21 protein-coding genes are annotated in these 20,955 nt (G+C 49.0%); 4 read left to right on the top strand and 17 right to left on the bottom strand.

The features are described from left to right. Window positions 1-14: 14 nt before the first annotated feature. Window positions 15-959, bottom strand: a complete 945-nt coding sequence (gene qoxA / locus M662_RS07010) for a cytochrome aa3 quinol oxidase subunit II (RefSeq protein ID WP_008637393.1) — start codon at window positions 957-959, stop codon at window positions 15-17. Between the two features lie 300 nt (window positions 960-1,259). Here qoxA and M662_RS07005 point away from each other — a divergent pair, with 300 nt between their 5' ends. Further along, a complete protein-coding gene (locus M662_RS07005; RefSeq protein WP_026578494.1) occupies window positions 1,260-1,859 on the top strand; it encodes a YgjP-like metallopeptidase domain-containing protein in 600 nt (199 codons plus the stop codon). A 53-nt stretch (window positions 1,860-1,912) separates the two neighbouring features. Here the strand turns inward: M662_RS07005 and zupT are convergent, their stop codons facing one another. Then, on the bottom strand, window positions 1,913-2,722 hold the full coding sequence (gene zupT / locus M662_RS07000; RefSeq protein ID WP_026578493.1) for a zinc transporter ZupT: 810 nt from the start codon (window positions 2,720-2,722) through the stop codon (window positions 1,913-1,915). 224 nt (window positions 2,723-2,946) lie between these two features. Next, window positions 2,947-3,582, bottom strand: coding sequence for an SIMPL domain-containing protein (locus M662_RS06995; protein WP_026578492.1), 636 nt, complete (start codon window positions 3,580-3,582; stop codon window positions 2,947-2,949). Between the two features lie 122 nt (window positions 3,583-3,704). On the opposite strand from M662_RS06995, the gene M662_RS06990 reads away from it, so the two are divergent. After that, the gene (locus M662_RS06990) at window positions 3,705-5,174 is read left to right on the top strand and encodes a flavin monoamine oxidase family protein (protein ID WP_026578491.1); all 1,470 of its coding nucleotides are present in this window, start codon (window positions 3,705-3,707) and stop codon (window positions 5,172-5,174) included. Window positions 5,175-5,645: 471 nt separating this feature from the next. Here M662_RS06990 and M662_RS06985 read toward each other — a convergent pair. The 3 genes from M662_RS06985 to M662_RS06975 all read right to left on the bottom strand — a co-directional run bounded on the left by M662_RS06985 (window position 5,646) and on the right by M662_RS06975 (window position 9,489). After that, window positions 5,646-6,976, bottom strand: a protein-coding gene (locus M662_RS06985) for an IS3 family transposase (RefSeq protein WP_162129281.1) whose coding sequence is annotated in 2 segments (ribosomal slippage) — window positions 5,646-6,604 and window positions 6,604-6,976 — 1,332 coding nt in all. Because the reading frame shifts where the segments join, the coding sequence is not laid out codon by codon here. Window positions 6,977-7,111: 135 nt separating this feature from the next. After that, complete coding sequence (locus tag M662_RS06980) at window positions 7,112-8,308, bottom strand: S1C family serine protease (RefSeq protein ID WP_008637386.1); 1,197 nt, start codon at window positions 8,306-8,308, stop codon at window positions 7,112-7,114. Window positions 8,309-8,319: 11 nt separating this feature from the next. Next, on the bottom strand, window positions 8,320-9,489 hold the full coding sequence (locus M662_RS06975; protein WP_026578490.1) for an FxLYD domain-containing protein: 1,170 nt from the start codon (window positions 9,487-9,489) through the stop codon (window positions 8,320-8,322). Between the two features lie 706 nt (window positions 9,490-10,195). Between M662_RS06975 and M662_RS06970 the strand changes: the two genes are divergently transcribed. After that, complete coding sequence (locus M662_RS06970; RefSeq protein WP_026578489.1) at window positions 10,196-11,434, top strand: YeeE/YedE family protein; 1,239 nt, start codon at window positions 10,196-10,198, stop codon at window positions 11,432-11,434. A 249-nt stretch (window positions 11,435-11,683) separates the two neighbouring features. Here M662_RS06970 and M662_RS19745 read toward each other — a convergent pair whose 3' ends face one another. From M662_RS19745 to M662_RS06920, 11 genes are all read right to left on the bottom strand, one after another. Beyond that, window positions 11,684-11,755, bottom strand: coding sequence for a putative holin-like toxin (locus tag M662_RS19745; RefSeq protein WP_369815263.1), 72 nt, complete (start codon window positions 11,753-11,755; stop codon window positions 11,684-11,686). Between the two features lie 214 nt (window positions 11,756-11,969). Further along, a complete protein-coding gene (locus M662_RS06965) occupies window positions 11,970-12,365 on the bottom strand; it encodes a secondary thiamine-phosphate synthase enzyme YjbQ (RefSeq protein WP_026578488.1) in 396 nt (131 codons plus the stop codon). Between the two features lie 5 nt (window positions 12,366-12,370). After that, a complete protein-coding gene (dapF, locus tag M662_RS06960; protein WP_026578487.1) occupies window positions 12,371-13,339 on the bottom strand; it encodes a diaminopimelate epimerase in 969 nt (322 codons plus the stop codon). A gap of 45 nt (window positions 13,340-13,384) precedes the next feature. Next, window positions 13,385-15,412, bottom strand: coding sequence for an iron ABC transporter permease (locus M662_RS06955; RefSeq protein WP_026578486.1), 2,028 nt, complete (start codon window positions 15,410-15,412; stop codon window positions 13,385-13,387). An 18-nt stretch (window positions 15,413-15,430) separates the two neighbouring features. Next, window positions 15,431-16,423, bottom strand: coding sequence for an ABC transporter substrate-binding protein (locus tag M662_RS06950; RefSeq protein ID WP_026578485.1), 993 nt, complete (start codon window positions 16,421-16,423; stop codon window positions 15,431-15,433). A gap of 92 nt (window positions 16,424-16,515) precedes the next feature. Continuing rightward, the gene (locus M662_RS06945; RefSeq protein ID WP_051348960.1) at window positions 16,516-17,340 is read right to left on the bottom strand and encodes a helix-turn-helix domain-containing protein; all 825 of its coding nucleotides are present in this window, start codon (window positions 17,338-17,340) and stop codon (window positions 16,516-16,518) included. A 153-nt stretch (window positions 17,341-17,493) separates the two neighbouring features. Then, on the bottom strand, window positions 17,494-17,994 hold the full coding sequence (locus tag M662_RS06940; protein WP_026578484.1) for a GNAT family N-acetyltransferase: 501 nt from the start codon (window positions 17,992-17,994) through the stop codon (window positions 17,494-17,496). 11 nt (window positions 17,995-18,005) lie between these two features. Beyond that, complete coding sequence (locus M662_RS06935) at window positions 18,006-18,671, bottom strand: HAD family hydrolase (protein ID WP_026578483.1); 666 nt, start codon at window positions 18,669-18,671, stop codon at window positions 18,006-18,008. Between the two features lie 18 nt (window positions 18,672-18,689). Further along, a complete protein-coding gene (locus M662_RS06930; protein ID WP_026578482.1) occupies window positions 18,690-19,505 on the bottom strand; it encodes a lipid II flippase Amj family protein in 816 nt (271 codons plus the stop codon). A 36-nt stretch (window positions 19,506-19,541) separates the two neighbouring features. Next, entirely contained in the window at window positions 19,542-20,066 is a 525-nt protein-coding gene (locus M662_RS06925; protein WP_026578481.1) for a GNAT family N-acetyltransferase, read from the bottom strand. After that, window positions 20,063-20,602 carry a P-loop NTPase family protein gene (locus M662_RS06920; protein ID WP_026578480.1) on the bottom strand — a complete coding sequence of 180 codons (540 nt, stop codon included), beginning with the start codon at window positions 20,600-20,602 and terminating at the stop codon, window positions 20,063-20,065. Before M662_RS06920 ends, M662_RS06925 begins: the two co-directional genes overlap by 4 nt. A 55-nt stretch (window positions 20,603-20,657) precedes the next feature. On the opposite strand from M662_RS06920, the gene M662_RS06915 reads away from it, so the two are divergent. Then, window positions 20,658-20,951, top strand: coding sequence for a hypothetical protein (locus tag M662_RS06915; RefSeq protein WP_008637361.1), 294 nt, complete (start codon window positions 20,658-20,660; stop codon window positions 20,949-20,951). The last annotated feature ends 4 nt before the right edge of the window (window positions 20,952-20,955 follow it).

Genomic DNA, 20,955 nt, shown 5'->3' with positions numbered 1-20,955 from the left:
TCTCACCTGCTTTCTTAATCGAATGTTTCTTGTGTTTCAACCTCGTCGTTACCTAAGTGCAGCTTCTCTCCATAAAGATCGAAGTATCTGTCAACGACGTAAGACGCTCCTTCATGTGTACCGTGATCAACAAATTCCAAGTGCGTAGAGGAATAAGATGATTTGTCTGTCAGACCAGGTTTGACCAAATCATTGTATTGATCCTGTGTAAGTTCCGGAGACTCGTTCTGGATATCGCTGACCCAGCTGTTAAAGTTCTCTTCGCTTTCCGCATGAACTTTGAACGTCTGTGCTGCGAAACCTTCTCCGTTGAAGTTGGAGTTACGTCCATCGTAGACCCCTTCTTCATCTGCCTGAAGATAAAGCTTCGTCATCATTCCTGCCATGTTGTACTTCTGACCACCGAGTGCCGGGATCCAAAGTGCGGACATGGAGTCTGCGGATGTCAATCGGAATTCGATCGGACGATCCGTCGGAATGTGTAAGTAGTTCACTGTTTCAATGTCCTGTTCCGGATAACTGAAGAACCATTTCCAATCCGCTGCTGTCGCATAAACGACCAGAGGTTCTTTCGCCTCTTCTCCTGCAGCAGGTTCTGGAGGTTTCTCCAGGTCGAACAATGTAGTGACCGTCGGGATCGATAGTAATGTAACGATAATGATCGGAATAACTGTCCAAACAACTTCAATAGCTGTGTTACCGTGAAGGTTCGGAGCATAGTCCTTATCGCCTCGACCAGGACGATCGCGGTACTTGATGACCATATACGCAAATAGTGCAAAAACAACCACGACAATTCCAAGCATGAACCATAAGGAATATACGATTAGATCTTTCTGGCTTTCCGCCACTGGACCTTTCGGGTTAAGCACAGTCATTTGCCCACAGCCGCTCAGGAACAATACCAGGCTTAGTGGAAGTAGTCCTAGCCATCTAGAACGCAGATGTTTAGCTTTCATTTGTTTTAACCCTCCTATCAGACTATTATTTATAAGTACAAGAATGAGACATCTATGACTCTCATCCATACTACTAGGGCTTGAATGATTATATCAGATTTTGTAGAATTTCACCTCCCTTTCACAAATATTTCACATTAACAGGCGCATCTTTGTTAACTTTTTGTTACAATCAAGCGTTTACATGCTATTTACTTCCATTTATTAATAAATTTGTAACACTTTTATCTCAATCTTGGACTTTTGACGGAATCTTCCGTCTCCATTAAACTGGTTAATAGAATAAAGGAGAGAATACTCATGCAGACCATTGTATATGATGACAAAGAAATACACTATGACCTACATAAAAAACCGGATGTCCCGTTTATCAAAATTTATATGGACGATTTGAACGGCGTACAGGTGACGGCTGCTTCCAATAAGGAAGAAGCACGGATCCGCGCTTTCGTCGAGAAAAAAGCCGGCTGGATCATCGATCGTTGGTGCGGCACCCATGAAGACTTGTACATCCTCGATGCCGTTGATTTTAACGAAGAGGAACAGCGGATTCCCTACCTTGGCCGCTCCTATAAGCTGAAGATCCACCCGGAGCCGGACTCGACCGAGGCTTCCTTCGCCTTCCGTAAAGGAGGGTTCGCCTTCCATTTCCCACAGGAGTGGAACGAAGAGAAGCGTCAGGAAGCCTGGCGGGAGCAGACAAAGGCATGGTTTAAACAAAAGGCTGCCGATAAGCTCGCCTCCCTTGCAGAGGAAACCTCTGTATCCATCGAAGAGGACCACATCCGTTTGGGACGTAAGCATAAGGACGGCATTCAATTGAACTGGCGGCTCGTCCATCGCCCGAAAGAAACGACCGCCCGGACGATCCAGGACCTGATCGAAGAAAAAGCATACTGACATAAAAAACCCTTCCACCTATATAGTGGAAGGGTTTTTTCGATGAGTAAAATTCAGATGAATAGCAATAAGCTGAGCGCCATCACAGCCATACCGGCTACGACACCGTAAATGGATAAGTGTGCTTCCCCGTACCGTCTCGAAGCCGGAAGCAGTTCATCAAGGGAAATGAAGACCATGATTCCGGCAACACCGGCGAACAACACTCCGAACATGACATCATTCAGAAACGGCATGAGAATCAGAAAGGCGAGAATAGCACCAAGCGGCTCAGATAACCCGCTTAAGAAGGAAAGCTTGAACGCCTTCTTCTTATCTCCAGTTGCGAAGTAAATGGGAACGGACACCGCGATTCCCTCCGGGATGTTGTGGATTGCTATGGCTGCGGCAATCGCAATCCCAAGCGTCGGATCATTAAGCGCGGCTGTGAACGTGGCAATCCCTTCCGGAAAGTTGTGAATCGCTATAGCTAGTGCCGTGAAAGTTCCCATCTTCAGAAGAGCCGGATCATGGACAGCGGAAGCACCGCCGCTCTTCATATCTTCGACTTTCTTCACTTCGTGCGGATTTCCGGCTTTCGGAATCAAGCGGTCAATCAGAGCAATGACGAGCATTCCGCCGAAGAAGGCACCGACCGTCGACCACTTCCCAGGGACTTCACCGAGCGCACTCGTCAGCGAATCCTGTGCTTTAAAGAAAATTTCCACCATCGACACATAGATCATCACCCCTGCCGAGAACCCGAGTGCCAGCGATAGGAACCTTGTGTTTGTCGTGGAAGTGAAAAAGGCGAGCACGCTGCCGATCCCGGTCGCCAATCCTGCAAATAATGTGAGCCCGAAGGCTAATAATACATTTTCCATACTACCTCTCCTTCTATCTCGTACTATCTAATCGACATTTTACTCGAAGTTTTTCCTTAGTGCAACTTTTTTTGTTTCAGTTATATTTTATGCGCCTATGTAAAAAACGTACCTTTTCCTCGAAAAAATTATCTTGTTTCTTTTGAACCTTTTGCATAGATTGTCCTTTTTCAGAATCTGCTATGTCCGCTGTACGCAAAAAAACCCACAGGCACCTGTGGGGATCAAGGCAAATATTGAAACCACACCTCCACGGCTGCGGATGTTTCGATCGTTCCCGGCTGAATCGGTGTGGCGGAACCTTGGAGCATCTGCGTCTTCTGGAACGGCTGCACGGGCTCGGTTCCACTCCTGATTTCCGTCATACGGACCGGTGTCGGGTCAAGCTGCACAGCCATCGCCTCTGCCATTGTCCCGGCATGGGTAACGGCACCGGCCAGGGCTTTAGTCAATGCCTGTTGATAAGCCTGTTCCGGATTCCTGATGGTGAATGTAATGCTGGAAACACGGTTGGCCCCATTGGCGACAGCGGTATCGATTAAATAACCGGTCCGTTCCACCTGGTCGATCGTAATTTGAAGGAGATGGGTCACCTGATACCCCCGAAAGACCTGGCTCCCGTCCACGTAGTCATATTCCGGAAATATCGTATATTGCGATGTTTGGACCGCTTCTTCCGGAACACCCGCCTGCATCAGCTGCCGCTTCACTCTCTCCGTGACAGCGGCATTTTCTTTCTGTGCCTGCTCCAGGCTCTCTTTCTCTGTCACGACACCGACCTCTAATACGGCTCTGTCCGGAATGACGTCGACTGTCCCGCTTCCGGTCACCTTCATGATTCGCCCTTCTCCATGCCTCATGTTCCATTCCTCCCCTTTTTTTCATTCGATGTCGCGGCTTTACGGATTATGCCTGGAAAAGGGAACAAAATCTCATAATGGACGGCATTCAATTGGAATATATAGTAAGAGGGGGTGTTTTCATGCACACGAGGAAACCTGAAGAGCTGTCCTACCCGGAAGATTTCCTGAACATCATCCGGCAGGGACTTCCGTCCGCGGAAAACAAAAAGAAGGTCATCATCATCGGTGGAGGGATGGCCGGGCTCGTAGCTGCGGCGCTGTTGAAGAGCGCCTCCCACGACGTGACGATCCTGGAAGGGAACAATCGGCTGGGAGGACGTGTTCATACTGTCAGGGAGCCGTTTTCACAAGGGAACTACCTCGACGTCGGTGCCATGCGCATCCCTTCCAACCATCTGCTCGTCCAGGAATATATCAAAGGGTTCGGGCTTCCAACCCAGCCGTTCGCCAATACAAGAGACACCGATGTTCTGATGGTGAACGGGAAGAAAGTATACAAGAAAGCGTATGAAGAAAACCCGGATATCCTCGACTACCCTGTCAATGAAGAGGAAAAAGGAAAAACCGCACAGGAATTGTTTGTGGAAGCTGTCGGGACCTTTTTTTCGATATATGAGAACAGCACGGAGGAAGAACAGGAGAAGCTGCGCAAACAATTCTCCTCTTATTCGATGGGAGAATACCTGCGTGAGAATCCTCTTGGCCCGTCGCTCTCTTCAGACGCCGTCCGCAAAATTAAAGTGCTGCTCGGAATTGAAGGGTTTCCGGAATTTGCGTTTCTCGACATCTTGACCGACATCACCTATCCGATTTTCAACGAAGGGACGACGTTCGTCGAAATCGAAGGCGGCAACGACCGCCTTCCTTATTCCTTCTATCCATACCTCGCATCCGACATTCATTTGAACCAGCGTGTAGAGCGGATTGTCCAGTTCCCGGATAAAGTGAACGTCTATACCGTTGATACACAAACGAACGCCCAAAGGGTTTGGGAGGGAGATTACGTCTTGACGACCATCCCTTTCACCACCTTCCAATTCGTCGATGTGTATCCTCATGACTCGATCTCCTTCAAGAAAAGGGAGGCCATTCAGGAAATCATCAACGTCCCGGCTGTCAAAATCGGAATGGAGTTCAGCCGTCCGTTCTGGGAAGAGTATCCCATCGGCAACGTCACCTCCGACCTGCCCATCCGGTTTATGTATCTACCTAGCCACGGGCAGGGAAAAGATGGGCCTGCCGTCCTTCTGGCTAGTTATTCATGGGGACAAAATGCCATGCTCTGGAACAGTCTGACGAAAGACCAGATTGTCAAAGAGGTGCTGGAGAACCTTTATTTGATTTATGGTCCTGTCGTCTATGAAACCTACATGCAGACCGTCGTTTACAACTGGACCAGGAACCCATTCTCCGCCGGATGTTTCACCTTATTCACCCCCGGACAAAGCCGTGACCTCGGAGACGTGATCACCAAGCCGGAGGGCCGGATCCACTTCGCCGGCGAGCACACCTCCTCCTTCCACGGCTGGATCGAAGGGGCGGTGGAATCAGGCATCCGCGCCGCGAATGAAATCCATCATCGTTCCTGATGCCTGAAAAAGATTGCGGCGTATCAGGGACCTTTCAACGAAGAAAATCCATCCTATGTAGATAAAACAATTAAAAGCTTTCTCTAACGGGAAGGCTTTTTTCAGGCTATCAAGAAAAGCGCTTGGGACAGTAACTGGAGGTAACACATTTATCTAATGAAACGAGCTAGAAAGAATATCTTACCTATAGTCCCCGTCCTATTCCCATTAAAGAATTGCCACTTATTGTGGAAGGCTCCGTTTCGATATATTTGGAGTTAGTACCGTTTCAAGATAACTATTCCCGTACATGGAAACAAGATTCCATGTAGGTTTCAACACTTGGAAATAATATTCTCTCCGTTATCTAATTCCAGGTAGGATACAGATAAAGATACTTCGGTGGTGCTCCATTAGAATGCTGTTGCATAATAAAAAACCTCTCCCAAACTGAACTGTAACCTATAATTCGGACAGTTTATAAAAAGAACCTTAGGCGGCTAGGAGATGATCTCGGTATTGCACCGGGGTCATCTTATTTAAATTCCACTGATATCTTTTATTATTATATTTTGCTATATACTGGTTAATTTCTTCTTTAAGTTGGCTTAAGCTTTCACATGATTGGTGATCCACCATATCCTTTAAATGACCAAAGAATGATTCCATAGGTGCATTATCCCAACAGTTACCTTTTCGGGACATGGACTGACGAAGGCCAGCTTCTCTCACTCTAGATTGGAATTTGGGGTGAGTGTAATGAAACCCTTGATCCGAATGAATCATTGCTTCTGGATGGAAAGATTTTACGGTGTCTTGAAGTTTCTCTAACGTTCGGTAAACAATATCCATCCCTAGGGAAGTAGATATATGGTGAGCTACAATTTCCTTTGTTGTACTATCTTTCACGCAAGAAAGATATGCTTTTTGACCTTTCCCAAAATACGTGTAAGTGATATCAGTCAAAAAGACTTTTCCGGGTTCTAGTTGTGTGAACTCTCGGTTAAGATGGTTTGGGCACGTACGATGCTCTTGAGTGGCTTTCAACATTTGTTTGTATGGTTTAGCCTGTCTGATCTTTGCCGAAAGATCAAATTTCTTCATTAATCTTCGAATTTTTTTATGATTCATGATGACCCCATAATCATTTTCGAGAATCAACTTAATTTGCAGAGCTCCTACTTTCTCATGGTTTTGTGAGAAGATAACTTGAATAATTTGTATATCCTTTTCGTCTTTCTGATTTTTCACTTGTCTTTTGGAATCACTATTTATCCACGCATAATATCCACTTCGACTTACTCCTGTGAATTCACATAAATAAGAGACCATACTCCTTAAGGAGTAATTATGGATTGTTTCATAAATAAGCTGATAGACTTCTGATGGAGTTATTTTCGTTTCTTCTTCAACGCCTGCCTTTCGAGTTTGTCTAGCTTTTTTAAAAAATCATTTTCAGCCTCTAAGTACTTAATACGAGCTTCCGCTTTCTCAAGTTTTTCTTCCGCAGACATCTTCTTTGAAGAAGGTCGACCTTTACTTCCTTTTCCACGACGGTCTCCCTCCAGACCAAGTTCTCCGTACTTTTCAAATGTGTTACGCCAGCGCTTTAAGCATCTTCTGGGTTGATCCTTCCCAATCACTACTAAATCAAATCCGTGCTCTTCAAATATTTGAGATGGAAAGTTTCCATTCTGATATTCCTGAATTGCAGCTTTCTTAAATAAAGGATGGTATGTGATAGAACGTTCCGATACCTTTACGACATTCGGATTGTCCTCTAATTGTTTCATTTCCGTATTTGAATAAAGATGTTTACTCATAGTCACACTCCGTTCATATATTTATTTTGATTATAAACGGGTTTCCTTCCTTGAAACAGAAATAACCCGAATAACGGGGCACTTTTTTATAAGTGTCCATTATTCGGGTTATAGTTCAAACGGGAGAGGTTTTTTTTACGCTGCTTCTTCTTTTTCGCCATCTTTTTTCTCTTTAGAATCTTCTGCTTCTTCGTCTTCCGCCTTCAGCTCCTGCACGCTGCCTTCGCCGATTTTAACAGCGCGATTTTCCGATACGACAGGGTAGACGACTTTATATTTTTTCGTCACCACATCTCCGTCGACTGTCTCCTCGGTTGTCAGGAAGGCTGTCACTTCCACGGAACCCTCTTTCGGATCAGCGACGACGTTGTCCACTTGAACGTTCAGGATGTCATGGTATGTGGAACGAAACTCCTCAAAGGATGCTTTCTCCTGCCAACTGCTGCTTAACAGAGAAAAAGCGGTTACGAAATCGCCTTGATTGATGCTGTCATAGAAATATTGGACGAGGTAACTCGCCTGTTCCGCATCCGTGCCGGTGACAGGGGAAGGGGTCTGGTCACTGAATTCCGGAAATTCCGGCAGGGACTTCATCGGAGACTCACTCCAGCGCTCGACCATAGGCAGTACGTCCGCAATCGGAATACTGAAGCCGATCGTCTCTTCATCCAGCTTTGCTGAATTGATACCGATGACGTCACCCGTCGTCCTGTCCAACAGCGGACCACCGCTGTTCCCTCTTTCGATCGGTGCAGAGATCTGATACATGTTCTCATAGCGGAACGGGTCGATGTCGAGGGTACGATCCAGCCCGCTGATTTCTCCGCGCGTCACGGTATTCTGCAACCCAAGCGGGCTTCCGAGAGCCAGCACCTCATCCAACAGTTTAGCAGAGTCTTCCCTGCGGATCGGAAGCGGCTCTTTCCCTTTCAATCCCGGAACACGGACAACCGCGATATCCGTATCTCTGCTGATGCCGATCACTTCCCCGGGCATGCTCTTCGAGTCGGCGGTTATGACACTCACATCTTTCGCATTGGCGACGACGTGGGCGTTGGTCAGAATGTCTCCTTTATCGTTGTAAAGGAAACCGGACCCGATCGTCCCGTCCTCCAATTCTACCTGGACGACAAGCTTTTGTGATTCGAATATAATTTGCTGCGTATCTTTCGGTACCTGCGTTTTCTCTGCATCTTCTTCCGGGGGCGCACTAAGCACAGCCTGCACAGTCATTTGTCCAGGCACAGATTTCATGATGTAGAAAACGCCCGCAGCGCCGCCCCCTATCAATATGAGGGAAACAGCGATGCTGATGATCCATGCGCGATTCATCTGCTATCCTCCTATTCTACCATCCATTCCATCTCTGTCATGTTGACAGAGTATTCGCCTTCTTCAAGCTCGTAATATACCTTTTCGAAGCTGCCTTTTGTACCCGGATTTATATACGTCGGATACACTTTCGCAGATTCAGAACGGACGACTTTCCCGTCTTTATCGAGAATGTCATACTTTACCGTAACGGTACTGATGATCTGGGTGGCCACACTCTCCAGCTGGCCTTTCACCTTGTAATCCCCGAACTCATCCTTTGTAATGTCGAAGCTCAACACTTTCAACGCTTCCGTCTGGTTGACAAGTTCATCTTCCGCCGCCTGCTGCATCGCCTGCTCCAACCGTTGCTGCTCTGCCTGCTCGAAGGCCTCTTTTTCCTTCTGGATCCGTTCCTTCAGCTGGATCAGCTGGTCATCATTGGACACATACTGCAACCCCTGGTCGATCAATGCAATCGCTTCGGTGTACTGCTTTTCTTTCATGGCGGCTTCCGCTTCTTTCGTCGATCGGTTAACGATCTTCTCGAAGATTTTCTCTCTCACCTTTGCCGTCTCTTCCAAATTCAAATCCGACAGCGTATTCAATTTAGCCGCCAGCTCATCGACGCTGGAAAGCTTCGCCAGTTCCTTATTTACTTCCTGAAGCGTAATGGTGGAATTCAATTCATTTAATCTCGGTACAAGGGTAAGGATGACCCTGCTCTGGTTTTGTTGGATCTTCTCCTGGATCGCAGAGAGCCTCTTCTTCGCTTTCGCCAGGTCTTCCTTCTCTATCTGCTTCTCCGCTTCCGTTAACTTCTTATCGAGACCTACCGCTACCTGTACTTCCTTCAGTTCTGCTTTCAACGATTCATTACCCGGACGCTGATCGATCGCTTTCGAGAGCAGCGTTTCCGCCTGACGATACTCCCCGTCCAATGCAACATTCTCGGCCTTCTTCTTCCATGCGGCCACCTCTTCATTCACATGCTTTTCCTGTTCATATACAAAATAAAGGGCTACCCCAATCACGACCAGAACAACCGCTGGTGTGACAACGGGCAACCACGATCTCTTCTTATTTTTGTTAGAATTATTTATTAGTGGAGACTCCCCGTCTTGATTCAACGCAGCTCCGCAGTGGGAGCAGTACCGGGAGTTTTCCGTCATTTCCTGTTTACATTGAGGACATTCTTTCACAGTCCCGTCCTCCTCCTCTATCAATCTTACATAATAATGGAACGAGTTCCATGCTAACAAACATTATAGCACGCCTGTATACAGTTCTGTAAACGTTCTTTAGGCCTTTTTTTCAAGGTAGAAAGTAATTTTTTTCACAAAAAGCGGGAAAAGCGAACACCCCTCTGACCTGCGGCCTGCATACAATGGATTATCTCAATGTTGAGAGGAGGGATTCTATATGGGAAGCCGCGGAAATCAACAAAGTCAGCCGAAAAGAAAACCCTGCTGTGGACGTAAGCCGAAAGGAAACTCACGCTAAGCGCTCCTCCCTTCGGGCAGTCGTGCCCTACAAAGAACGCAAGCCCTGCATTCATAAAGAATACAGGGCTTTCTTACATATATTTCTTACACGGGGGAGGTGCGCCGGATGTATGCCAAGAGGTTCTTCGAATTGCATTCAAGTGAACGACGAAAAACCGACGAGTGACATAAGAGCGAACGACGACAGGTATAAGACATCCCTCCCATTATTATTAACAAAGCCTGTCTACACTTCCATTCTACCATTCTGCGGGACGGCCGAATGTAAAATCCTTGTAAATCAGGTACTTGTCCCCTCTGTACAACCAATGTATGCATGTTTGTTTACAAAAAGAACACCATCACTTAAAATGAGAAAAAGTTAATACCGAGTAAACAAATGAGTATTAGGAGGTTTTTATAAATGCAGCAAGAAGCTGTCCACCAAGACAACAGACGTACGACCGTCGTCGCTCCGCTTGACCCAGTGCAGAAACCGTTCGTATGGATCGGCGTCATCGTATCCATTATTCTGCTGATTGCTATCACAGCGGCCACGACTATGACACAAGGGGTGCTTTTCCTCATCGGAATCGCGCTCGGACTCGTGCTGCTCCATGCACGTTTCGGTTTCACATCGGCCTTCCGCAGACTCGCTTCTGTCGGAAATGTACAGGGGCTGCAGGCACATATGCTGATGCTCGCCGTAGCTACAACACTTTTCGCTATCATTCTCTCTACCGGCTTCAGTTTCACAGGGACGACCCCGCAAGGGTATGTATCCCCCGTCGGGATCAGCGTCATCTTCGGTTCGTTCCTTTTCGGAATCGGGATGCAGCTTGGATCCGGCTGTGCGTCCGGAACGTTATATACGGTCGGAGGCGGGAAATCGTCCATGGTTCTGACGCTGCTCGGTTTCATTGCCGGTTCCGTTCTAGGTGCCTATCACATCGGTTTCTGGCGGGAAACACCATCCCTTCCGGCGATTTCCCTCGCGGAATCAACCGGCTTCGGTTATTTTGGCGGTTGGGTGCTGCAGATGCTTATTTTCCTAGGGATTTACGGCGCAACCGTTAAAATCGCCAAAAAGAAGAACCCACCGAAAATGGCGCCGCTGAAGACAACGACAGGCTTTAAGAAATTATGGCGCGGGGCATGGCCGCTGCTCGTCGCTGCCGTACTGCTTGCCCTGCTCAACGCACTCACACTGACGGTACGCGGCAATCCTTGGGGCATCACCTCCGCTTTCGCGCTGTGGGGTTCCAAATTCATTCAGATGTTCGGCGTGGACGTCGCAAGCTGGACGTACTGGGCGGATAACCCTGCACCACTGAACCAATCTGTCCTTGCCGATTCCACAAGTGTCATGAACTTCGGCATCATCCTTGGCGCGTTCATCGCAGCGAGCTTCCAAGGAAACTTCAAACCAGGTAAAATCAAGCCCGGTATTGCGACGGCTTCCATCTTCGGAGGCATCGCCATGGGCTACGGCGCACGCCTTGCCTTCGGTTGTAACATCGGTGCTTACTTCGGAGGAATCGCCTCCTTCAGTCTGCATGGATGGGTATGGATGATCATGGCTCTGCTTGGTACGTACCTGGCGCTGTTCATCCGACCGATGTTCGGATTGAAGAATCCGAGTCCGAAAGATTCCATCTGCTGATCGGACAGTCCTATAAAAGAACGAACGCATCCTTTCCTGCATAGGAATAGGATGCGTTCGTTTTATTTTCAAAAGGAAAAAAGCGCCCTTTTATTGAGAAATGTGGTATGATAATGGTAGATAAAGGGTACACATGAAGAAAGAGGCCGCAGCTGGCACTGCGACCTCCCCGGATAGCTGTCGTCCAAAAGGGGCGCAGCCTACATGAAGAAAAATAGACTCACCCGCATTCACGTCAGAATAGGGAGTCTATTTTTTTATGCGAAAAATCGCTACGACTAAACCGAGGATCGATACAGTAAGGGAACTGAAGGCGATCATCACCATCAACGATTCATACATACTCAGAGGCATCACCCCCTCCAGCCTTCGACATGGGGATTAGCCGACACCCTATTCAGTTGGAACGAACAACTACCCTATACAAATTATACCATGTTCACCCGCCAAGAAAGACAGGTTTTTCGACCTATCCTTAGTCCCCACCTGTCCCGCTTTTTCCACAAAAAAAAGAGGCGTCATCCGCCTCTTTTCCCTATAACAGCTTCGCTACGATTTTCCGTTGTCTCGGACCGTCGAACTCACAGAAATACAAGCCCTGCCACGTCCCGAGTACAAGCCGCCCGCCGTCAATGATCAGCGTTTGGGCATGACCGATGGTGCTCACCTTCATGTGAGAAGCCGTGTTTCCCTCCATATGCCGGTCCTCGGGATGTTCCCAGGGATACACTTCACGGAAACGACGGAGCATATCCGTCTTCACATCCGGGTCGGCATTTTCGTTGACGGTAAGTCCCGCCGTCGTGTGAAGGGAGGAAACGACGACGATGCCGTCCTTCACTCCCTGTTCCTGAATCCAATCTTCCACTTGAGCCGTCACATCGATCATTTGATCGTGATGATCGGTTTTTACATGGAACGTCTTCATCACAGCAATCAGCCTCCAATTTCAGAAGCAGCGAAAGCTTCCAGTTTTTCGTACAACGCATTCTCTTCTTCAAAATATTCCTTCTCGGAAACGGTGAACGCAGCTGATTGTAAATCCACCTCGACAGCCGCTTCGTACACATTCGTTCCATTCCCGCGCAGCTGGATGGAGAAACGCCCTTCCTTCTTCTCCACGACGCAGTTGACCATTCCGCCTTTGTTAATGACGACAATCGGCGTATCAAGATCGTTCGGTCCAAGGATGGTCGACACCAGAGAAGAAGCGGACATGGCTGTTCCACAGGCATTCGTCAAGCCGACACCACGCTCATAGGTACGAACGAATATTTTGTTCTTCTCAAGCACCTGAACAAAACTTACGTTTACCCCGTTCGGAAATACCTCCGGAAGATCATTCGCCTTCCTGCCAACTGCCAGGATTTCTTCCTCCTCCACACGGTCGACAAGGGTTACAATATGCGGATTCGGGACGCTCAAAGCAGTGAACGTGCGAATATCCGAAAGCTCCGGAATCTTTATATCCACCGCTTCCGATCCTTCTGTGCGTATCGGCAGGCTGGCCGGATCAAAGGAAACCGGTTCGATCATAACGGAATACGTATCGATATCCGGGTAGATTTCTTTGACTTTCCTGACAGGAAGAACGGCTTTCTCTGTTTCAATAGCGATATCCTCGCGGCCGATCTTGTCGATCATATGACGGGCGACACATCGGAGACCGTTGCCGCACATCTCTGCTTCTGTTCCGTCTGAGTTGAACATCCGCATCCGTCCTTCTGCTTTTTTACTCGGCAGGACGAACAGAATTCCGTCAGAGCCGATCCCACGCTCGCGGTCGCATAAAAGCAAAGACAGCTCTCTTCTATCGTCCTCTGTGAATGCAAAGTCATGTTCTATTTCATCGATCAGGATAAAATCGTTTCCCGACCCGTGGCATTTAATGAATGGAATGCGCATGTTGGTTCTCTCCCCTGTTGTTTTTTTCCTATCATAGCATATTTGTTAAGCGGTGCGGCGTTTCATCAACCATAGAAAATAAGGTGCCCCGATCAGAGCGACGAGAATGCCGGACGGAATCTCATTCGGCGCAAGTAGCGTCCGGCTGAAAAGATCCGCAATGACAAGCAGAGCGCCGCCAATGAGCATCGTCACCGGCAGCAGCTTTTGGTTGACGCTGCCGACAAGCAGGCGTGCTACATGTGGTGCAATCAGTCCGACGAAGCCGATGGCACCGACAGCTGCGACGCTCGAGGCCGCAAGCAGTGTCGCAATGAAAGCCATTTGAAAGCGGATCGAGCGGACATGCAGCCCGAGGCCTTTTGCCGTATCATCGCCAAGCGCCAGCACATCGAGCGTTTTCATATAGAAAAGGAGAAGCGGCACGAACAGGAGTACCGGCCAGATCAAGTACTGAATCAAGTCCGACCACCCTTTTGCATAGGTCGTTCCGGACAGCCACGTCAAGGCGGAGGCGACACCCAGATCCGCCTGCACGACAAGGATTTGGATCAGGGCCGAACCGAATGCGGACATCCCGATACCGAGAAGAGCGAGCACCGTCGGCTGAAACTCCGCCTTCGCACCGAGCGTCATGACAATTAAGAAGAAAACAAAGGCACCGACCATCGCTCCGACTGGAATCCAAATGGCCGACACGCTGAACACATACATCGTGAACAGGGCACCGACGCCGGCGCCGGAAGTAATCCCGATGACAGACGGGTCCGCAAGAGGATTCCGCATCACCCCTTGAAAAATGAGCCCGCTGACCGCAAGCACCGCGCCGCTGAAGAGAGCGACAAGTGCCCGGGGCAGCCTTAAATCAATGATGAGGCTCTGCAGGAACGTATTCCCTTCCCCGAAGAACGCCTGATAAGTGACGAGCGGTTCGAAGCCGTAGTTCCCGGAAGCGAGGCTGACGAGCACGGTCAGAAGAATGACGATGACGAGGACAGGGAGCATTTTCTTCAGCGGCCATTTAACCGAGTGTTTCCCGGCAAGCAGCGCTCCCGTCTCCTGTTTATTTCCGGACTGCTTCATACGCAGGACAAGCCAGATCAGCCACGGCGACCCGATCAACGCCGTAATGGCACCGACAGGAAGTTCATTGAAGGATGGATCGATGACGCGTGCAAGCACATCGGCAAGCAGCAGCACATTCGCTCCCCATAGAAACGAACCGAGCAGCAGGAGCACATGGGAACGATAGCCGAGCAGCTTGATCAGATGCGGAGCTACGAGGCCGACGAATCCGATCGGACCGACGATGCTGACCGTTACACTAGTCAAAAGAACTGCAGCGAGTACTGTAACCAACTTCACCGTCCGCACATTTTGTCCAAGGGCTGTCGCCACATCGTCCCCCAGGGTGAGCGTGTCGAGCTTCCCGGCAAACACTAAAGCAGCAGTCAGGCCGAAGGCAATCAGCGGCAGGGAAAAGCGGACGCCGCTCCAGTCATTTTGGATCAGCGTACCGGCCCCCCACAAGAACAGCCCCTGTGTTTCGTTCTCGAAGAAGATTTGCAGGACAGAAGTCAGGGAGGAGAACAGGAACGTGACAATCATTCCGGCGAGAACCATTCGGACCGGCGTCGCATCGCTGCCGCCAGACAGCACGTACACGAACAGGAAAGTAAGGATTCCGCCGAGGAAAGCCGTCAGAATTCCATTCCCGAACATGACGGACGGGAAGAAGATCGTGGAGACGACGACAGCGAAATACGTACCGGAATGGATACCAAGCGTACTTGCAGAAGACAGCGGATTTTTCGTAACCGTCTGGAGGATCACTCCGGACACAGCAAGTGCTCCGCCCGCAAGTATCCCCATGACCGCCCGCGGCATCCGAAGCGTACGGACGGTATGATGCTCAAGCGTATCCTCCGGACGGAAGACCGCATCGATCACTGTTGATAAGGGAATCGAAACATTCCCTTGATTGATATGTATAAATGTTAAAAGACACAACAGCGCGGTCCCACCTCCGAAGGTGAGGACCGCAACTATTGTGTTCTTAAGCTTAGCGTTCATCCGTATTCACGCCCTTTTCTACTCTTCCAGAGCGGCATCCGCTACCTGCTCAGCGAGTACCTCTGCGGACAATGGTCCACCGAACGTCCACGCATCACCGGGTAGTTGATACGTCCGGTCTTCTTTAACGAAGCCGAGACCGTCCCATACCGGGTTTCCTTCCAGCTGGTTCGTGAAGATATTGTCTTCTTCCTGCACGATATAGAAGAAGTTCGAATCCTGATAGTTTTGCAAGGCTTCAACCGTTGTTTCCGTGTAGCCGTAAACTTCCAGATTCTCCGATTCGTAATCGTTCTTCATGCCCATCTGGTTCATAATTTGAGCGGCCATCGAGTTGTCTTTGAACAAGCGGAGTGTCGGTGTGTTTTGAGCGGTGAATGCCTGAGTCAGCACATAATTCATCCCATCCTTGCCGCTATCCTCGAGACGCTTGGCCTGTTCCTCAAATGTCTGTTCCATGTCCTGGATGACTTCATCCGCTTTTTCTTCTTTATCCAGGATTTTAGCCATGGCTGCAAATTCATCCTTCATGTTCTGGAACTGATCTTTGGAGGCTTCTTCAGAATATGGAGCGAACAATACCGTCGGAGCAATCTTCTCCAAATCCTCTTTGATCGCTTCATGACGGAAATCGACCCCGATGATCAAATCAGGGTTCAAGCGGGAGATCGCCTCGAGGTTCGGTTCCTGGCGCGTACCGACGTCTTCGACGGAGTCACTGAAAGGGATACCGACATTGACCCAGTCCCCGTAATCACTCAATCCGGCTACACCGACAGGCTCCATGCCGAGCGCCTGCATATTTTCTGCATACGTCCACTCGAGAACGACGACTTTCTCAGGTGTTCCTTCGATCGTCTTCTCCCCTGTAGCATCTTCAATCGTTACGGAGCGGGAATCGGTTCCTTCTCCGCTTTGACTATCCGAGCTGTCTTCGCTTTCTTCCTGACCACCACAGGCAGCAAGCAGCACCAACCCTAACATTAACGCAAACAACCAAACTTTCTTCACGTTCAACACCCTTTCGAATTATGTAAATGATAAAGATTCTCATTCTCATAACATCTATCATAATCTATGCTCAATTTTCTGTCAATAACCTTTCACACGCTTTCATTCACTTGGAGCCAGTCATAATAAAGGAGGGATTCCTGCCGCTGAAAAGCCTCTTTCCTTGCCTGTATTTCAAACGTCCGCACAAGCCCCCCGTAATAATAGCGTAGCAGCTCTGTCCGTATTCTTCCCTTTTTCCACGCGTACACGCCCTGTTTGAAAGTTTGGATGTACAAGTCTTCATAAGCTTCCAACGGCATCATCAAATCTGACTGTTTATAGGCATTTTCTACCGTGCGCCATGCATCAAGGATCTTATCTGTCTGTAAAAAGGGTATTGTTGTTTGAATGAAGCGATTCGGTATGAAAGAGGGAAGGTAGGATGCGTCGAGGGGTACTGATTTACTAAGAGAAGCTTTTCTTTGTTTCTCCTTTGTTTCCGGTTGGGAAAATGATGCTTCCGAGCAGAGTTGGAAAGGTTTCTCTGATTTTTGAGGGGTGTCAGGAAGGGTGTCGCGAGGGGTGTCATCAACGGGAAGGGAACCCGTGTCCTGTGGAAGGAAAACGATCAGATTCACGCCCTGCCGACCGTTCGGTTTCGTCGTCCTTACTTTTTCAATCAGGCCTTCCTGGACGAGCCGCCGGAGTGCCCTTACGACTGTGCTCTCACTCAGGCCGGTGCTTTTTACGACGGTCTGCCTTTTAGGGAAAGCGACGCCTGGAAACTTCACGGCGTGCCGCCAAAGGAACGTCAGCACCTCAAGCGTCCCCTCCGACAAAGCGGCCTTTCTTCTATACAAGAAGCTTCTTACGTGCTTGTCCAACTCCGCCTTCGATTGAAATGTTTGATGCTTGCGGACCCAGTTCATCATCATTCGTCATTCCTCCGATTTAAGTGTTCTATCCTAATAATCGAAAGAAGGACTAAGGGAGGTGTCTATAAAATGAAAAAAATCCGCATAAAAGTATGCGGATGATGCGTTTATAGAAAAAGCGTGGTCCGGGAATGGACACGATCCTACCTGTACTCACGCTTCCAGCTGCCAATACCATTCCCCGTCCGACTCGCCGGTCCGCTGGAATCCGGCTTTCTCAAGCACCCGGATCGATGCTTGATTTCCGGTCGAGCATGACGCCGTGATTTTCTTTACACCCGGCTGCTTTAACCCCCAGAGGACGATCGACGACGCCATCTCCGAAGCATAGCCGTTTCCGCGATATTCTGGAAGGATGCTGTAGCCGATGTCCATTTCCCCATTCTCATCGGGGCCGCCTTTGAAGCCCATATCTCCGATGATTGTGTTCGATTCTGTATGAATGATGAGACCTTCCCATAGATTCTCTTCCGGATGTTCGTGAAATCGTTCGATTTTGTACGGCAGCATCTGCTTGTACAATTCCATCGGATAATTCTCCGGAACCTCACAGCCCGATGCTTCCTTAAGCTGGGTGTTACTCTCAAGAGCAGCGTTCATCATATCCAAAGTAAAAACCATCATCGTCAATCGTTCCGTTTGGTATTGATCCATTTGTCCTCCCCCTATTCCACGCTTACCGTCTGCATAACGACGGGCAGCAGATCCTGTAATTCATTAATGATATAATCCGCTTCGGCAAGTTCTTCTTCCTTGGCAAAGTCAAAACGGCAGCCGACAGAAACCAACCCGTTTGTCTCTGCCGCCCGAATATCGGAGAGACGATCACCGACGACTACTGCGTCCTTTAAATCGTATTTGTTCACGATTTCCTTTACCAGGTCTGCCTTATCGAGAGAATCGATTTGTTCAATGCTGAACGTCTCCGTCACCCATTCATCCAAACTGTAACAGCGAACAATTGCCTGAAGGTAGTCGATCAGACCGTTGCTGGCTATGAATAAACGGCAGCCTTTCTCCTTCAGCAAACGCAGCGTCTCTCCAGCATGAGGGTAAAGGGCCCCGTTCCCTTCTTTGATGTGGTGAAGGAGCCTGGCAAGAAAGAAAGCATCCGTCAAACGTCTGTCCTCTTCGGAATGATCCGGCATCAGGGCTTTCCATACTTCAGGAAGCGGCACACCCATGATTTCCCGATACAGCTCAATCGGTGTTTGTCCTTCCCATTTTCCGGAATTCCTCAAGTAGTCGAAAGCATCATCCAGTGCTGATTCCAATACCAGATTCGTTTGAAACAAGGTTCCATCCATGTCAAAAATCACGGATTTTTCCATTTTCTAATCCCCTTTTCTTTATACTAAGAATTTAGTGAACCAACCGATATAATAAGCGCCCGGTATAAACAGCAGTTGGGCAAGCAGCGTTCCCAGAAGCCGGGAGGTGATCATCATCAGCGAGACGCTTTTTAATCGGCTGTAATCCCCGCGCTTATGAATGACGTCATCCGCCATGACGGAAATCTTCGGATCGACGAAAACGGCAAGCAGAATCGTCGCGATCCCGTTGATCATCCCGGAAGCCATCACTGCGGTATTGGATCGGTCAGGGACAAGCAGCGAAGCGTATAGAGCAGACAGCACGCCGATAGTATAGACGGCTGTGACAACCATGTTGATGAAGAACAAGCGTTTCGGTATCCTTGTAAACGATACCCCTTTCAAATAAGAGCGCTTCGGTATATGCATCAAATGAAGACCGCACTTGATGTACTGCGGGGTGAGAAGCAGTTTGATCAAAGACGGCACCGAGCCTCCCTGCTTCGACAGCTGAATGATTGCCCGCGAGAACAGGGCGATGAATGTCGGCAGCAGAATAATGCCAAGCAGGGTACCTAGCGTTGACGCTCCGATGATGACACGGAATTGATCTTCGATAAAACCAAGCGCGTTCCCGTCCGGAGCCTTATCCACCAGACTTCCGGTAAAAGGCTGTTGGAGCATGTTCGCCATCCGTGACACGATGACCATCAGATTGAACAAAGACAGGGCCGCCGCGATCATCCCGACCCGCGCCCCTGACAGCCGGACTGCATAGGCAAGGGTCTCGATCGTATGAATAATTAAAATGAACAAGGAAATATACAAGACTTTCGCTGTGATGAACGCCATCTTTCCTTCTCCTCTTTCTCTGTGTTTTACTAAGTATTAAAAGGAATGAAACCTTGCCATCAGAAGCGTATCGTAATAGCCGTCTGCGAGACGTTTATCTGCCCGCAGCCGGCCTTCTTCTACAAAACCATATTGCTTATACAGCTCCACTGCTTTTTGATTGGCTGCAAGGACACTCAGCGTAAGTTTAACAATCCCGCTCCTGTCCGCCCAGGCAACAGCTGATTCAAGAAGGCCCCTCCCAATCCCACATCCCCAGTATTCCTTTTTTACGGCAACACCGAACTCCGCCTGATGGGCTTTCCTTTTTAAATCCATCCCTTCACACCGTGCAAAACCGACCAGTTTCCCTTCTGATTCTGCAACAAGAAACAAACGGTTCTCCGCTTCTGCATCCTTCTCAATCAACTTACGGAAGCCTGTCTCATCAAGGAACGCTTCCCCCTGTTCCCGATCGAGGTATTCCGTCTCCCCATCTATCTGATAACGTAAGGCAGACAACTCTCCCGCATCCGCCACTTCGACCGACCGGATCGTCCACCGGCGTACGTCATGCTTCATCCCATATCCCTCCTGCGCACCAGACTGTCCAGGTTTTCAAGATCGCCGCTCCATCGCGTCACCCGTTTCGTCTTCGGAAGCAACCCGGCTTCTGACTGCAGGAACTTCCGTTTCTCCACCTTTTCGAAATGTCTGTTCCAACGAAACATCCGCAGGAAAATTTTCAGAGAGGGACGATAATTGGCTGATTCCAAGCCTGCTTTCTGACGGAAGAAACGGCGGATAATCCGCCAGGTTCTAAGCATGTATGGCGGATCCAGCATAAGGACGACATCCGCTTCGAAGAACGTATCCTCCGTCCAGTCCCCTCGGTGCACCCCCTCGAGGATCCACTGATCTTCCACCAGAACTTGGTGAAGGCAAGCATCCCTCTCTTCCGGTGTACGCCGGCGGTCTGTCCCGCTCCCTCTGTCCCATACAAGATTATCCATTTCAATATAGGGAATATGTAAATATTCGGAAAGTTCTTTAGCAAGCGTCGTCTTCCCGCTTGCCACCGAGCCGATAATCCTGATCTTCTTTGTAGCGTCATCCATTCTGCATCTCTCCACCCACTAGATTCCCAGACTCTTTACAGAAAGGAAAAAGTCTATGATTACAATTCTGATCGTCATTCTCATTCTATTGAACACAGCCGTAGCCACTTTTGTGAAAAGGAATAAGAAAAGCTGGCTGATCACCGGAGCCCTTCTGTCCACAGCAGGCGCTGCTGTATTCTACTTTCTTATCCGGGCGGCGCTCGCTCTTTTTGTCACCCGCGACCTTGACGGAGCGGAACACGTCTTCGGAGCGATCGGCGCGATGGTCCTCTTCTTCAATGGACTGATCATCATGGCAGGCGGCCTGCTGTTCAAGCCCAAATATTACCCAAAAGATCTTCGTTGATCCA

The sequence above is a fragment of the Bacillus sp. SB49 genome, assembly GCF_000469135.2.
Taxonomy (GTDB): Bacteria; Bacillota; Bacilli; order Bacillales; family Halobacillaceae; genus Halobacillus.
This window is presented reverse-complemented; position numbering and strand designations above follow the sequence as displayed.